At 65.2% G+C, this 15,155-nt stretch carries 10 protein-coding genes; 1 reads left to right on the top strand and 9 read right to left on the bottom strand.

Translation table 11 applies throughout. The annotated features are described in order from the left end of the window. Window positions 1–312: 312 nt before the first annotated feature. The 9 genes from MSG32_RS13245 to MSG32_RS13205 all read right to left on the bottom strand — a co-directional run bounded on the left by MSG32_RS13245 (window position 313) and on the right by MSG32_RS13205 (window position 13,294). Complete coding sequence (locus tag MSG32_RS13245) at window positions 313–2,217, bottom strand: M48 family metallopeptidase (protein ID WP_248380144.1); 1,905 nt, start codon at window positions 2,215–2,217, stop codon at window positions 313–315. A 70-nt stretch (window positions 2,218–2,287) separates the two neighbouring features. Next, window positions 2,288–2,881 carry a LemA family protein gene (locus MSG32_RS13240; protein ID WP_248380142.1) on the bottom strand — a complete coding sequence of 198 codons (594 nt, stop codon included), beginning with the start codon at window positions 2,879–2,881 and terminating at the stop codon, window positions 2,288–2,290. Window positions 2,882–3,068: 187 nt separating this feature from the next. After that, the gene (locus tag MSG32_RS13235; protein ID WP_248380140.1) at window positions 3,069–4,721 is read right to left on the bottom strand and encodes a bifunctional 2-methylcitrate dehydratase/aconitate hydratase; all 1,653 of its coding nucleotides are present in this window, start codon (window positions 4,719–4,721) and stop codon (window positions 3,069–3,071) included. Between the two features lie 205 nt (window positions 4,722–4,926). Beyond that, window positions 4,927–6,195 (bottom strand): 2-methylaconitate cis-trans isomerase PrpF, encoded by a 1,269-nt coding sequence (prpF, locus tag MSG32_RS13230; RefSeq protein WP_248380138.1) that lies wholly within the window; start codon window positions 6,193–6,195, stop codon window positions 4,927–4,929. Next, window positions 6,192–8,894 carry a Fe/S-dependent 2-methylisocitrate dehydratase AcnD gene (gene acnD / locus MSG32_RS13225; protein WP_248380176.1) on the bottom strand — a complete coding sequence of 901 codons (2,703 nt, stop codon included), beginning with the start codon at window positions 8,892–8,894 and terminating at the stop codon, window positions 6,192–6,194. Before acnD ends, prpF begins: the two co-directional genes overlap by 4 nt. Window positions 8,895–8,961: 67 nt before the next feature. Further along, window positions 8,962–10,104 (bottom strand): 2-methylcitrate synthase, encoded by a 1,143-nt coding sequence (prpC, locus tag MSG32_RS13220; RefSeq protein ID WP_153635123.1) that lies wholly within the window; start codon window positions 10,102–10,104, stop codon window positions 8,962–8,964. A 182-nt stretch (window positions 10,105–10,286) separates the two neighbouring features. Continuing rightward, window positions 10,287–11,198, bottom strand: a complete 912-nt coding sequence (prpB, locus tag MSG32_RS13215; protein ID WP_043333964.1) for a methylisocitrate lyase — start codon at window positions 11,196–11,198, stop codon at window positions 10,287–10,289. A 73-nt stretch (window positions 11,199–11,271) separates the two neighbouring features. Further along, window positions 11,272–12,051, bottom strand: coding sequence for a GntR family transcriptional regulator (locus MSG32_RS13210; protein WP_107335487.1), 780 nt, complete (start codon window positions 12,049–12,051; stop codon window positions 11,272–11,274). Between the two features lie 370 nt (window positions 12,052–12,421). Further along, window positions 12,422–13,294: an alpha/beta hydrolase gene (locus MSG32_RS13205; protein WP_248380136.1), complete on the bottom strand. Its 873-nt coding sequence runs from the start codon at window positions 13,292–13,294 to the stop codon at window positions 12,422–12,424. Between the two features lie 243 nt (window positions 13,295–13,537). On the opposite strand from MSG32_RS13205, the gene pabB reads away from it, so the two are divergent. Beyond that, window positions 13,538–14,989, top strand: coding sequence for an aminodeoxychorismate synthase component I (gene pabB / locus MSG32_RS13200; protein WP_248380134.1), 1,452 nt, complete (start codon window positions 13,538–13,540; stop codon window positions 14,987–14,989). Window positions 14,990–15,155: the final 166 nt, after the last annotated feature.

Below are 15,155 nucleotides of genomic sequence, written 5' to 3'. Positions count from 1 at the left end.
CCCGGAACGCTTGAGAAGTCAAGCACTTGATGATGAGTCAGTCGACTGCCTCTAAGCATCATCAAGCGGTGAGGAGCGTTGCTCGATCACCTGTTCCGTAAGGAGTGCGGCATATTCTAGCGAATCGCCCGGGATTGTCAATCGATGAATTCGAAGCGGACTTCAAAAAACACCAAGCAAAACAATCACCTGCAAACCTCTTTCACCGCTGGTAACGCCATGCGTCCCCGGCAGCGGATGCGTACTTTACGCAGGAATCGGTTTGATGGCAAGGGCTTTGACGCAGAAAACAGCCACTCGCCTGGTCGATACTCAGACCGCCTTGCCGTCCGCGGGCCGAGATACTGGGCGCGCCTGCCAGCCACCACGCGAATGCGACTGTGTCTCAAGCGCCGCTTCCAGGCGTGCCTCCGGCAGCTGCATGACGCGAGCCAGCAGTGTCAGCAGGGCCACCTCTTCATCGGCCAGCGTCTGGTCGGCATGCACCACCTGGGCTAGCGCCGTGAACCAGCGCTGCTTGTCCATCGGGCGCAAATGAGCCAGCTGCGTGAGATGACGGCAGCGCAGCGCAGGGTTATCCCCATCCGGCTGTGACTGTGGATACGCAAGCGCCAGACCAAGTTCTGCACTGGCGTCCAGGAAGATGTCCTCGCGCAGCGTTTCATCGTCGATGAGTCCGACCATCAGCATGAGCCAATGCTGACAGGCCGGCTGGCATTGCTGCAGGGCCAGCGAGTCACTCTTGCGATCGATCCGCGGGTCCAGTGACTCCAGCAGCAGCTGCCACAGACACCAGATGAACATGTCCTGCGGAGGTGTCTGCGCCTTGAGCATGCGATGCGCGCGCTCATCCGCTTCCCGCCAGCGCGGTATCAAGCGGTTGAGCAAGGGAATCCACTCGACCCGCGGCAAGGACTCGAGCTTGCGCCGCGCCTCGCGCACGCGCTTGCCATCCAGCCAGTCATGCTGACGCTCAAGCTCGGTGAGCCAGACCCCACGCCGGGTGAGCTCCGAGGGCGCGATCATCGCCACCACCAGCTGCGGACAGAGAAAGCGCGACAGCGTCAGGTTCTCGAGCTCACCCCGGGAACGCGACAGCTCGCCCATGACGGCCGCGCCGGCGATACCCGCCATGACCCCGCCAAGCACTTCTGCCCCGATGGGCCCCTGCTGCTCGAAGGTATGCACCGGTTGCTGGCGCGCGCTCAGATATTGTCTGTCCCAACGGGGTTCCAGGCGCTTGATGCGTTCATCCAGCGGCGGATGCGAGTCGAACCAGCCCGTCAGCCATGGCGGACGCGCTTCGACGAAGAAGAGGTGGTTGTAGGTCATGGCGCGCGGATGCTGGATACGTCCCTGCCAGCCCATGCCACCGATACGCTTGAGGGCCGAGGCGATGCCATCCGGGAAACGCGTCAGGCGCACCGCACTGGCATCGGCGAGATATTCGCGTGAGCGCGCGACCCCGCGCTGCAACAGCCTGCCGCCCAGCCCGCCGAGACTGCCGAGCAACCACAGCGCCACACCGACCAGCATCAGCTGCGGCATGCCGCCTTTCCTGTCGGAACCGGAGGAGCGCGCCCTGCCCAACACGAAGCCGATGCGCCCCGCTCCCATCAGGAAGCGCCCCGCCTCGGAGAGAAACACCAGGCCGTGGACCGCACTCGCCAGACGCAGGTTGAGGCGAATATCGCCATTGGCGATATGGGCGAACTCGTGAGCGACCACGCCCTGCAGCTCGTTGCGATCCAGCTGCTCCAACGCCCCGCGACTCAGCGCGATCACCGCATCATGGGGCCGATAGCCCGCCGCGAAGGCATTGATCATCGCCTCATGCGGCAGCAGGAACAGCTGCGGCGTGGGCAGGTTGGCGGCGATCGCCATCTCTTCCACCACATTCAGTGCCCGTCGCTCGCGCGAGTCCTGGGTCTCGACATCCACCAGCTTGCCACCCAGGCGTGCGGCCACGACCGCACCGCCCTGCTGCAGGCGCCGCAGCTCACGCGCCGCGACCAGGGCATTGCACAGGAAGATGATGCTCGCCACTGGCCAGACATATTCAAACGTCGTGGCGGCCGGACGCCCCAGGAAACTGCTGATCGCGACATGCACCACGGCGCCGGCGGCAAGAGACACCACCAGCGACATGGCCGTGAAGGCCAGCAGCAATAGCCGCGTACGACGCCGCGCACTGTCCTGCTCATGATAGAAATTCATTCGCGCTCGCCATCTACCCAGTCAGGATCACAGCGCCAGACCGCTGCGAGAGAAGCATCAGCCATTCAGCTCACGAGAAGCTGACATCCGGGGCCTGGCGAATCTTCACGCTGTCATCGAAGGTCAGCAGTCCTGCATCACTGCGATGACCGAAGGTCGGCGCGAACACCACCTGCGGGAAGCTCTGGCGATAGACGTTGTAGTCGGTGACGGCATCGTTGTAGGCCTGACGCGCGAAGGCGACGCGGTTCTCGGTGGCGGTCAGCTCTTCCATCAGGTCGCTCATGGTCTGGTCCGCCTTGAGCTCAGGATAGGCCTCGACCACCACATCCAGCTTGCCCAGACTCGCCGCCAACCCCTGCTCGGCACCGGCCAGGCTGGCCAGCTTGTCCATGCTGCCGGGATGCGCCGCGGCGGCATTCAAGGCGGCCATCGCCTTGTTGCGGGCATTGATCACTTCTTCCAGGGTGCCACGCTCATGACTCAGATAGCCCTTGGCCGTCTCGACCAGATTGGGAATCAGGTCATAGCGCCGCTTGAGCTGCACCTCTATCTGCGCGAAGGCATTCTCGAAGCGCGCCTTGAGGCTGACCAGCTTGTTGTAGATCGAGATCACGTAGATGACGATCAGCGCGATGGCGCCCAGCAGCAGAAATGTTTTCATGATGAGTCCCTTGTGATGATGCCTTTGCAATGAAGGCCCGGCAGGCGTTGCCCCGCTCTCCGGCGAGTCTTTGCAAGCGCCCCTGTCGATCTTCCTGTGCAATCCGCTTCCAGTTTACCCATACCGGATGACGGCACCAGTCAATTGGATGACTGATTGCCAACGGGGCATCATGCGGCCGGCAACCTCACGGCACCCAATGCGCCATGAACTCGTGCACCGGCAGTGCTTCGAGTCGCTCGCGATCGCCCAGCAACGCCATCAAGGTGTCGCACCGCAAAGGCGGGAAGCAGGTGGCCAGATTGGCCCGACACTTGTCCTCGAGCGGAACGAGCGACTCTTCACGCCGCCGACGATGTCCCAGCGGGTATTCCACCGTCACCTGCTCGGTGGCACTGCCATCGCGAAAGACCACCCGCAGGGCATTGGCGATCGAGCGCTTGTCGACTTCCAGATACTCGCGGGTGAAGCGCGCCTCTTCCTTGACGACCATCCTGTCTCGCAGCCGATCGATCTCCGGGTGAGCGGCATGGAAGCCATCTTCATAGTGGTCCGCGTTCAACTCGCCGAAGATCAGCGGCACCGCGACCATGTATTGCAGGCAGTGATCGCGGTCCGCCGCATTGGCGAGCTCGCCCTGCTTGGAGATGATGCGGATCGCCGATTCGTGGGTGGTGATCTCGATGCGCTCGATCTCCTCGAGGCGGCCGCGCACCTCGGGATGGAGCAGGACGGCCGCCTCGGCGGCGGTCTGGGCATGGAATTCGGCCGGGAAGGAGACCTTGAAGAGCACGTTCTCCATCACGTAGCTGCCCAGAGGGCGCGCCAGCGTCAGACGTCGCTCGTCTTCGGGCTTGAGCGCGAGATCACTATTGCCGTGACTGAAGGAGACATCATTGAAGCCCCACTGCGGCGCGCTGAGGGCACCGGGGATGCCCATCTCGCCACGCAGGGCGATGTCCGCCAGCCGCACGCCGCGTGAGGTGGCGTCCCCCGCCGCCCAGCTCTTGCGCGAGCCCGCATTGGGCGCATGGCGATAGGTGCGCAGACTCTGGCCATCGACGAAGGCGTGGGACAGCGCCGACAGCAACTGCTCGCGATTCGCTCCCATCAAGCGCGCCGTCACGGCGGTGGTCGCGACCTTGACCAGCATGACATGGTCGAGCCCGACGCGATTGAAGCTGTTGTCCAGCGCCAGCACGCCCTGGATCTCGTGGGCCATCACCATGCTCTCCAGCACATCGCGCATCACCAGGGGTGGCTTGCCCTGTGCGACACGCTGGCGCGAGAGGTGATCCGCCACCGCCAGAATGCCGCCGAGATTGTCCGAGGGATGCCCCCACTCCGCTGCCAGCCAGGTATCGTTGTAATCCAGCCAGCGGATGGTGCAGCCGATGTCCCACGCCGCCTTGACGGGATCGAGACTGAAGGCGGTTCCGGGCACCCGCGCACCATGCGGCACCACGGTCTCGGCCACCAGCGGGCCGAGATGCTTGGTGCATTCCGGGAAGCGCAGCGCCAGGATGCCGCAGCCGAGGGTATCCATCAGACACAGCCGAGCGGTGTCCATCGCCTCTGCCGAGGGACCTGAGCGCTCACTCTTGCCGGCCAGGCCATCTACATCCGTATCCGCATCCGCGGTATGCAGACCATCGCAATACCCCAGCACATAGTCGGCGATCTGCTGCAGCTCCGGGTCATAGTCCGGGCGCTGGTTGGCGCTGGCCTGATTGGTACTGGCTTGATTGGTGCTGGCCTGGTTGGTACTGGCCTGACTTGTACTGGCTTGAGTGGCGCTGAGACGGCTGTCGCCCGTCTGATCAGAGGATGGCGTGCTCATGTGTGACCTCCTGTCGTGGATCGTCTTTGCTCGCATGCATCTCCCGCGATGCCGGCACATCCCACGAAATACCTGTGTCCGCACCACAGATACACAAAAGCCGGCCCTCTGCACATGCATGCCAGGCCGGCTTTCATCGGGATGCCGCAGGAGGAATATCAAGAGAGATATATTGACAGTAGACCATCCCCTGCCAATACCGGCGCTAGCGCATCAAGGTCTCCGCCGGCACCCGCACCCAGCCTTCCATCAGGATACGCGCGCTGCGACTCATCACGGCCTCACTGACGGTCCATTCGCCCTCGCCTTGCTGGCCGTCACCGACCTGACCCGAGGGTGACTGACGATGGGCACTCGCGCCGACCCTGAGCGTGCCGGAGGGATGTCCGAAGCACACCGAGTCACGCGCGGTGCCAGTCTGTCCGGCCCCAGACTCAGCATCGGCCCCGCCAGCGGCGGCAAGATTGACCAGCGTGCCGGGTACCGCAGCCGCCGCGGCGATGGCGACGGCCGCGGTGCCCATCATGGCGTGATGCAGCTTGCCCATCGATACGGCGCGAATCAGCACGTCGATCTCGTCGGCCTTGATCTCGCGACCACTGGAGACGACGTGATTCACCGGCGGTGCCACGAAGGCGACCTTGGGGGTGTGCTGACGTCTGGCGGCCTCGCCCAGCTCCTGGATCAGCCCCATGCGCAGTGCGCCGTGGGCGCGCAATGTCTCGAGGCGCGCGAGGGCCTCGCCATCCGCGTTGATCGCCTCCTGCAGTTCGGTGCCCTGATAGCCGAGATCGCGGGCAGCGACGAAGATGGTCGGGATGCCGGCATTGATCAGGGTCGCCTGGATCCGCCCGCCCGCGACCACCGATTCCGGCACTTCCAGCGTATCGACCACATTGCCGGTGGGGAACATGCTGCCCTCGCCGGCGGCGGGGTCACGGAAGGCGACCGCCACTTCGGCGGCCGGGAAGGTCACGCCATCGAGGGCGAAGTCACCGCTTTCCTGGACGCGCCCCTCGCACATCGGCACCCGCGCGATGATGGTCTTGGCGATGTTGGCCTGCCAGATACGCACCTCGGCGATGCCATCACGCGGCAGGCGCTCGGCCGGCACCAGGCCCTTCTCGATGGCGAAGGGCCCGACCGCCGCCGAGAGATTGCCGCAGTTGCCGCTCCAGTCGACGAAGGGCGAGTCGATGGAGACCTGGCCGAACAGATAGTCGACGTCGTGGTCCGGCTGTTCGCTGCGACTGATGATCACCGTCTTGCTGGTGCTGGAGGTCGCGCCCCCCATGCCGTCGATCTGCTTGGCGTAGGGGTCGGGGCTGCCGATCACGCGCAACAGCAAGGCATCACGCGCCGGGCCCGGCATCTGCGCCGCTTCCGGCAGCTCATCACGCAGGAAGAACACGCCCTTGCTGGTGCCGCCACGCAGATAGGTGGCGGGAATCCTGAGCTGTGCCTGCTGGCTCATGCCGTCACCTCCGCCGCCGTCTCGCCCGGCGCCTGCGAGCTCAGAAAGTCTTCGGCGAAGCGCTGCAGCACGCCGCCCGCCGAGTAGATGGAGACTTCCTCACGGGTATCGAGACGGCAGGTGACCGGTACGCGCTCGAGCTGGCCTGCCTTGTCACCGGCGGTGCGTTCGATCACCAGCGTGAGCTCTGCCCCCGGCGCCGGCTCGCCCTCGACGGCGTAGATCTCGCTGCCATCCAGCGCCAGCGTCTTGCGCGTGGTACCGGCGGCGAACTGCAGCGGCATCACGCCCATGCCGACCAGATTGGTGCGGTGGATACGCTCGAAACCTTCCGCGACGATGGCCTCGACGCCCGCCAGCCGCACACCCTTGGCCGCCCAGTCACGCGACGAGCCCTGGCCGTAATCCGCGCCCGCGATGATGATCAACGGCTGCTTGCGCTGCATGTAGGCCTCGATGGCCTCCCACATGCGTACCACCTTGCCTTCCGGCTCCAGGCGCGTGAGCGAGCCCTGCTTTATCTCGCGCTTGCCGTCCGCCCCTTCCACCACGGCCATCTCGTTGATCAGCTTGGGATTGGCGAAGGTGGCCCGCTGCGCGGTGAGGTGATCACCACGGTGAGTGGCGTAGGAATTGAAGTCCTCCTCCGGCAGGCCCATCGCGGCCAGATACTCGCCCGCCGCACTGCTGGCCATGATGGCATTGGAGGGCGACAGGTGATCGGTGGTGATGTTGTCCCCCAGCACCGCCAGTGCCCGCATGCCCTTGAGCGTCGGTGCGCTGGCCAGGCCGCCTTCCCAGTACGGCGGACGACGGATGTAGGTGCTCATCTCGCGCCAGTCGTAGAGCGGACTGGTCGTGTCGTCGCGATCCTGACGGGCCTCGAACATCGGGATGTAGACCTGACGGAAGTGGTCCGGCTTGACGCTGGAGCCGACGATGGCGTCGATCTCCTCGTCGCTCGGCCACAGGTCCTTGAGCATGATCGGCGAGCCGTCCGGCGCATGCCCGAGAACATCCTTCTCGATGTCGAAGCGGATGGTGCCGGCGATGGCGTAGGCGACCACCAGCGGCGGCGAGGCCAGGAAGGCCTGCTTGGCGTAGGGGTGGATACGGCCATCGAAGTTGCGGTTGCCGGACAGCACCGCGGTGGAATAGAGATCACGCTCGACGATTTCCTGCTGGATCGACGGGTCCAGCGCACCGCTCATGCCATTGCAGGTGGTACAGGCGAAGCCGACGATGCCGAAGCCGAGCTGCTCGAGTTCCGGCAGCAGTTCCGCCTCTTCCAGATACAGCTGCACGGCCTTGGAGCCCGGCGCCAGCGAGGTCTTGACCCACGGCTTGCGCGTCAGCCCCAGCGCATTGGCGCGTCTGGCCAGCAGGCCGGCGGCGATGACATTGCGCGGATTCGAGGTGTTGGTACAGCTGGTGATGGCGGCGATGATCACCGCGCCATCCGGCATCAGGTCGCGCCCGTCCTCGTCCTGCTCATGCTCGATCACCCCGGAGATGCCGCGTGCGGCCAGCTCGCTGGTCGGCACGCGACTGTGCGGGTTGGAGGGGCCCGCCAGGGTGCGCACCACCGAGGACAGGTCGAAGGTCAGCTCGCGCTCATATTCCACCGCGCCTTCGATATGGCCGCTCTCATCGGCCCACAGCCCGGTCTCACGCGCGTAGCGCTCGACCAGCGCGATGTTCTCCGGCTCACGCCCGGTCAGCGTCAGGTAGTCCAGCGTCTGCTGGTCGATGTAGAACATCGCCGCCGTGGCGCCGTACTCCGGCGTCATGTTGGAGATGGTGGCGCGATCGCCCAGGGTCAGGCTGGCCGCGCCTTCGCCGAAGAATTCCAGATAGGAGGAGACGACCTTCTCGGCGCGCAGGAATTCGGTCAGCGCCAGCACGATGTCGGTGGCGGTGATGCCCGGCTGCGGACGCCCGGTGAGGCGCACGCCGATGATGTCCGGCAGGCGCATGTAGGAGGCGCGCCCCAGCATCACGCTCTCGGCCTCGAGCCCGCCGACGCCGACGGCGATCACGCCCAGCGCATCGACATGCGGCGTGTGACTGTCGGTGCCCACCAGGGTATCCGGGAAGGCGACCTGATGACCCTTCTCATCGGCGCGCGACTCGATCACCGGCGACATCCGCTCCAGATTGATCTGGTGCATGATGCCGTTGCCCGGCGGAATCACGTCGATGTTCTCGAAGGCCTGACGCGTCCAGTCGATGAAGTGGAAGCGGTCTTCGTTGCGCCGCTCCTCGATGGCGCGATTCTTGGCGAAGGCGTCCTTGTCGAAGCCGGCGTGCTCCACCGCCAGCGAGTGGTCGACGATCAACTGGGTCGGCACCACCGGGTTGACCTTGGCCGGGTCTCCGCCGCGCTCGGCGATGGCATCGCGCAGACCGGCCAGGTCGACCAGCGCGGTCTGACCGAGGATGTCATGGCACACGACGCGCGCGGGATACCACGGAAAATCGAGATCACGCCGACGCTCGATCAATTGCACGAGGCTGTCGCGCAGTTGATCCGGCGGGCAGCGACGCACCAGGTTCTCGGCCAGTACGCGTGAGGTATAGGGCAGACCGGCGTAGGCACCGGGGGTGATGTCTTCCACGGCGGCACGCGCATCGAAGTAGTCGACCGGGGTCCCCGGTGACGCCGTGCCAGGCAGGGGTTTGCGATACTCGGTATTCATGGGCATCCGGACTCATCAGGCGGTCAAGAAAACGATCGGCCAGCACGCTGACTGGCCGAGGAAAGGGTCAGTCGCGCTGCTCGATGGGCAGCCAGTCGCAATGCTCCGGGCCGGTGTAATCGGCGCTCGGGCGGATGATGCGATTGTTGGCGCGTTGCTCGAAGACATGCGCCGCCCAGCCGGTCAGGCGTGAACAGACGAAGATCGGCGTGAACAACTTGGTGGGAATGCCCATGAAGTGATAGGCGCTGGCGTGGAAGAAGTCGGCATTGCAGAACAGCTTCTTCTCGCGCCACATCACGGCTTCGACGCGCTCGGAGACGGCGTAGAGCTGAGTATCGCCCACATCCTCGGACAGCTTGCGTGACCACTCCTTGATGATGGCGTTGCGCGGGTCACGTTCACGGTAGATGGCGTGGCCGAAGCCCATGATCTTCTCGCGACGTTCCAGCATGCCGAGAATCTCGCGCTCGGCTTCCTCCGGCGAGCGCCAGTGCTCGATCATCGCCATCGCCGCCTCATTGGCACCGCCATGCAGCGGCCCGCGCAGCGAGCCGATGGCCCCGGTCACGCAGGAATGCAGGTCGGAGAGCGTCGAGGCGCAGACACGCGCGGTGAAGGTCGAGGCATTGAATTCGTGCTCGGCATAGAGGATCAGCGAGGTATTCATCACCGCGGCATGCAGCTCGCTGGGGGCCTCGCCGTGCAACAGGTGCAGGAAGTGCGCGCCGATGGAGTCGTCATCGGTCTCGGTGTCGATGCGCACGCCATCATGGCTGAAGCGATACCAGTAATTGATGATCGACGGGAACACGGCCAGCATGCGGTCGGCCTGGTCGGACTGCTCATCGAAGCTCTCTTCGGTCTCCAGATTGCCGAGCATCGAGCAGCCGGTGCGCATCACGTCCATCGGATGGGCGCTGGCCGGAATCTGCTCCAGCACCGCCTTCAGGGCATCCGGCAGACCACGCAGGCCCTTGAGGCGCGCGATGTAGGTATCCAGCTCCGAACGATTGGGCAGCTTGCCCTTGAGCAGCAGATAGGCGACTTCTTCAAAGCTTGCGTGGGCGGCGAGATCCTCCAGATCGTAGCCGCGATAGCGAAGGCCGGAGCCGGTCTGGCCGACGGTGCACAGGGCGGTCTCGCCGGCACTCTGGCCGCGCAGGCCGCTGGAGGCACTAGGGCTCGGGGTAGCGGTGGTATCTGACATGGCGCGATCTCCTTGGCAGTGACGTCATTGAGTTGTTCTTTTTCTTGTAGGGCATAAAGCGTCAAGCCCCTCGCCGGCCAGGCGTCTGCCAGCGAGGGAGAAACGGTCGGGCCGGAAGTGCCGGCCCGTGAAGCCAGTGGCCTCCTGATACGAGACATGGCGTCCGTCTCGAGCGTCTGGCATCAATCCTTGCGGCTTTCGGCCTCGAACAGGGTGTCCAGCTTCTGCTCGAAGGTGTGGTAATCGAGGAAGTCGTAGAGCTCCATGCGGGTCTGCATGTCGTCGACCACGTCCTTCTGGTCACCCTTGTCGTGGATGTTCTGGTAGACCTTGAGGGCGGCGGCGTTCATGGCGCGGAAGGCGGACAGCGGATAGAGCACCATCCGACAGCCGACATCGCCCAGCTCGCGCTGATTGAACAGCGGCGTGGCGCCGAATTCGGTGATGTTGGCCAGAATCGGCGCGTCGACGCCCTCGCAGAAGGCGCGGTAGTCCTCGAGGGTATGCACCGCCTCGGCGAAGATGGCGTCCGCCCCGGCCTCGACACAGGCATTGGCACGCGCCACGGCGGCCTCGAGCCCTTCCTTCTGGAAGGCATCGGTACGCGCGATCAGATAGAAGTCGTCATCACGACGGGCATCGGCGGCCGCCTTGATGCGATCGACCATTTCCTGACTGGAGACGATGGCCTTGTTGGGGCGATGTCCGCAGCGCTTCTGGGCAACCTGGTCTTCCAGGTGCACGGCAGCCACGCCGGCGCGCTCCATCTCCTGAATGGTGCGTGCGATGTTGAAGGCGCCGCCCCAGCCGGTATCGATGTCCACCAGCAACGGCAGCTCGCTGGCGGCGGTGATGCGGCGCGCATCTTCCAGCACGTCATTCATGCTGGTCATGCCCAGGTCCGGCAGCCCGTAGGAGGCGTTGGCCACGCCGCCACCGGACAGGTAGATCGCCTGATGCCCGACACGCTCGGCCATGATGGCGGTATAGGCATTGATGGTGCCGACGATGGGCAGCGGACGATTGGCTTCCAGCGCCGCGCGGAAGCGGGCGCCGGGGCTTGGCAAGGCGGTGGAACTCAGATGGCGTGACATGACATCTCCCGGGCTGGGCCCATGACGGGGTTGGAATTGTTGGGGGTGATCCGGTCGCAAGCGGTGTGGCAGTTCACTCCTCGCCCTGCTCTTCCTTGAGCGTGGCGGCATAGCGGCGGGCGACGTTCTCCCGCGAGGCGCTGACGTGGCGCCGCATCAGCAGCTCCGCCAGCTCCTCGTCGCCGGCCTCGATGGCATCGACGATACGGTGGTGCTCGACGAAAGCCTTCTGCGGACGCGAGCCACTGGCGCTGAACTGGGTGCGATACATGCGCACCAGGTAGTAGAGGTCGTCGCAGAGAATCGTCATCAGCATATGGTTATGGCTGCCGAGGACGATCTGATAGTGGAAGTCGAGATCGCCTTCCTTCTGGAAGTAGGCGGTGCCAGTCTTGAGGTCCGACTGCTGCTCGTGGGTCTTGAGCACGCTGCGCAGCCGCGTGACCTCCTCCTGCGTCATGTGCCGCGCCGCCAGACGCGCGGCCATGCTCTCCAGCGCCTCACGTACGTCGAACAGCTCCAGCAGCTCGGTCATCGAGAGCTTGACCACCCGCGCGCCGACGTGGGGCACGCGCTCGATCAGGCGATGGACCTCGAGACGACGCATCGCCTCGCGCAGCGGGCCGCGCGAGATGCCATAGGCCTGCGCCAGCCCCGGCTCGGTGATCTTGCTGCCCGGTGCCAGCTCGCCGCGCACGATGGCGTCCTGCAGCTGGTGGAAGACGCGCTCGGCCAGGGTGCGCACCTCAGGCGCCGGAGCACTCGCGGAGGCGGTGTGGCCTGCCTGCTCGGCAGTGGCGCCGCGCGCGAGGCTTCGAGCGGTGGTGGCATTGTGAAAGGCATCGGTGGTCATGGCGGTCAGGCAATCCGGCTGGACAAGGGGCTGAGACAGGACAATGGCGATGAGGGACTTCTAGCACCATTGTCGACAATCATTCAATGACTGCCAGACTAGCCAGCGAGCCTGAGTGGGTCAAGATGCAATCCGCCAAATCCTCTACACCTTTGGCGTAAGAGAGCTGGCATGCGCTGGACAAAAGGCTGCCAGAACAAGGCCGAACCGCCTGATACGCCGCCATGCCAGTCTTCACACACCGCCAGGCCAGAGGCACTCCAGCCGCTAGCGGCCGAGGCGAAAGACGCCCCGCCAGCACAGGCTGACGGGGCGTCTTGAGTCTCAATGCCAGACCATTCATCGGTCGGCTTGTCGACAATCATGCGTTTTATGTGAAGCTGAGCTCCGCGCCGATGCGGCGGGGTTTCTGGAAAGGCAGCGAGTGATCGGTGCCGGGGATTTCCAGCGATTGCCAACCCGCATGACGTTCGGCCAGCAGGCTGTGATAGTCGCGCAGGGTCTGCGGGCTCTTGCCGCCGACCAGGCTGCGTACCTCGCTGCCTGAGGCCAGCACGTCGGCCAGCAGCGCCTCGCGGTCGATCTCGCGCACGGCATGCGTGACACAGTCCAGCGCATTGGCGAAGCCCAGATGGCGATGTGCCAGTCGCGCCACCATCATGCGCTCGGCGCGCGGGTTGCGCGTACGATGCGGCGAGATGAGATCGAGGAAGGCGGTGATGCCCGCCTCGGGGCTTGAGGCTTCGCGCATGGCGCGCGCCGCCTCGGCATAGCCGTCACGCACCTTGATCATGGTCGCGTGGCATTCGCGCTCCAGCAGTGCCGGTTCCAGCAGGCTGATGTCGCCGACCTTCACCTCCGGGCGCTCGGCGCGCAGACGCTGGACGAGGCGCATGGCGACCAGCCCGCCGAAGCTGTAGCCGATCAGGTCGAAATGCGTGATGCGCTGCGTCTCGATCAACGCCATCACGTCCTCGACCACCTGCTCGAGGGTGAAAGGAGGCTCGCCACCCTGCGGCGCCAGCGTCTGCCCCATGCCACGCAGGTCCGGGATGATCAGCTCATCATGGGCCGTGAGATGCCCGACCAGCGGTGCCCAGGTCAGCGTGCCGGCCACACCCGCGCCGTGCAGCATCAGCAGTCGACGCCCGCCCTGGGCGTCATGCCGCTTGAGACGCTGCCAGAAGATGTTCTGATCGGGACGTGACAGCAGATGTTGGCCATGTTCGAACTCGGGATGCATGCTGGGGCTCCGGTGGGGTGCCAGGGGCTGGGCAAGAGACTGGGCAAGAGGGCTGGGCGAACGTCAGCACGTGCGTCAGGGCAGTCATCGATGACGGCGCAGGGCGTTCAGAGGCAGGCACCTTAATCAGCGCACGGGAGAACGGCAAGCCGACAAGGCCAGCCCCTCACCGGAATCCGCACGCATGGGCGGACAAAACGCCTTCGGATGCCTAAAATGCCCTGTCCGCCAACGGAAGCTGTCATGACCATCTCGCTCGAAATCAACGCCCTGCCCTACGCCCTCGCCGCCGAGGATGAAGCCTCCACGCTGTCGCGCTTCGCACGCCTGCGCTCACGTCCCGACGCCGTGCTGCTCGACAGCGGCCAGCCGTCGCTGGCCGGTGGCCGCTTCGACATCATCAGCAGCGACCCGCTGGCCGTGCTGGAGCAAGGCCCACACGGCGGCACGCTCACTGGCCCGCTGCCGGAGACGATGCGTGACCTGAGCCAGTTCAGTGAAGCGCTGGAGCGCCTCGCCCGCCTGCCGGTGATCGAGGCCCAGCGCCAGCTGCTGACCCTGCTGCCACAGACGCTGGCAGGCGAAGAGCTCGCCCGGCATGACCTGACAGCCGAGGACCTGCCGTTCATCGCCGGCCTGCTGGGCTACTGGAGCTACGACTTCGGGCGCGCGCTGGAAGACCTGCCCGCCACGACCGAGGACGATATCGCGCTGCCCTGGGCGCGTCTGGGTCTCTATGACTGGGCATTGATCAGTGACCATCAGCGCCAGCAGAGCTGGCTGATCGCCTCGCCCCAACGGCGCCGGCAGGTGCTTGAGTGGCTGGAGCAACCGGCGCCGCGCAGCGCCGACTTCGCCCTCGACACCCCCTTCGCGCCACTGCTGGATCGCGCGGGCTACGGCGAACGCTTCCGCCAGGTGATGGAGTATCTGCACGCCGGTGACTGCTATCAGATCAACCTGACCCAGCGCTTCTCCGCCGACTGCAGTGGCGACAGCTGGGATGCCTACCTGCGCCTGCGTCAGGCCACGCCGACACCTTACGCCGGCTATCTGAGCTGGCAGGACGCCCAGGGCGAGGAGATGGCGATCGTCTCCGTCTCGCCGGAGCGCTTCGTCGAGGTCAATCATCGCGCGGTCGAGACCAAGCCGATCAAGGGCACCCGCGCACGTGGCGCGACGCCGGAAGAGGACGCCCGGCTTGCCGCCGAGCTGCTGGAAAGCCCCAAGGACCGCGCCGAGAACGTGATGATCGTCGACCTGCTGCGCAATGACCTGGGCCGCGTCTCCGCGCCCGGCAGCGTCAAGGTGCCCTCACTGTGCGCGCTGGAGAGCTACGCCAACGTGCACCATTCCGTCAGTACCATCACCAGCACCCTGGATGAAGGGCGCGATGCGCTGGATCTGCTCGGCGCCGCCTTCCCCGGCGGCTCCATCACCGGCGCGCCCAAGATCCGTGCCATGCAGATCATCGAGGAGCTGGAGCCGGTGCGCCGCAGCGCCTACTGCGGCAGCCTCGGCTATCTGGATATCCGCGGCCACATGGATACCTCCATCGCGATCCGCACGGCGGTGATCGCCGAGGGCCAGGTGCATCTATGGGGCGGCGGCGGTCTGGTCGCCGATTCCGAGGAAGAGGCCGAATACCGCGAGAGCCTGGCCAAGATCCAGCGCCTGATGGAAGCGCTTGGCTGACAGGCGTCGTTATAAGGCGTCATGAGCGCCATAACTCGATGGCATATAACGTTCGAACGAATTCGTATTGGGGAAGCAGTGCCTGCCTTTGATAGGGTAGGCGCATTCCTGCACGTCTCCTTGAGCGCTACCCGCCTCTGCTGATGACCTTTCCTGGCCATTGATC

It is taken from the genome of Cobetia sp. 1CM21F (assembly GCF_023161745.1).
Classification (GTDB): domain Bacteria; phylum Pseudomonadota; class Gammaproteobacteria; order Pseudomonadales; family Halomonadaceae; genus Cobetia; species Cobetia amphilecti.
Note: the sequence above shows the minus strand (reverse complement) of the source record. Positions and strands in the feature narration are given on the sequence as shown.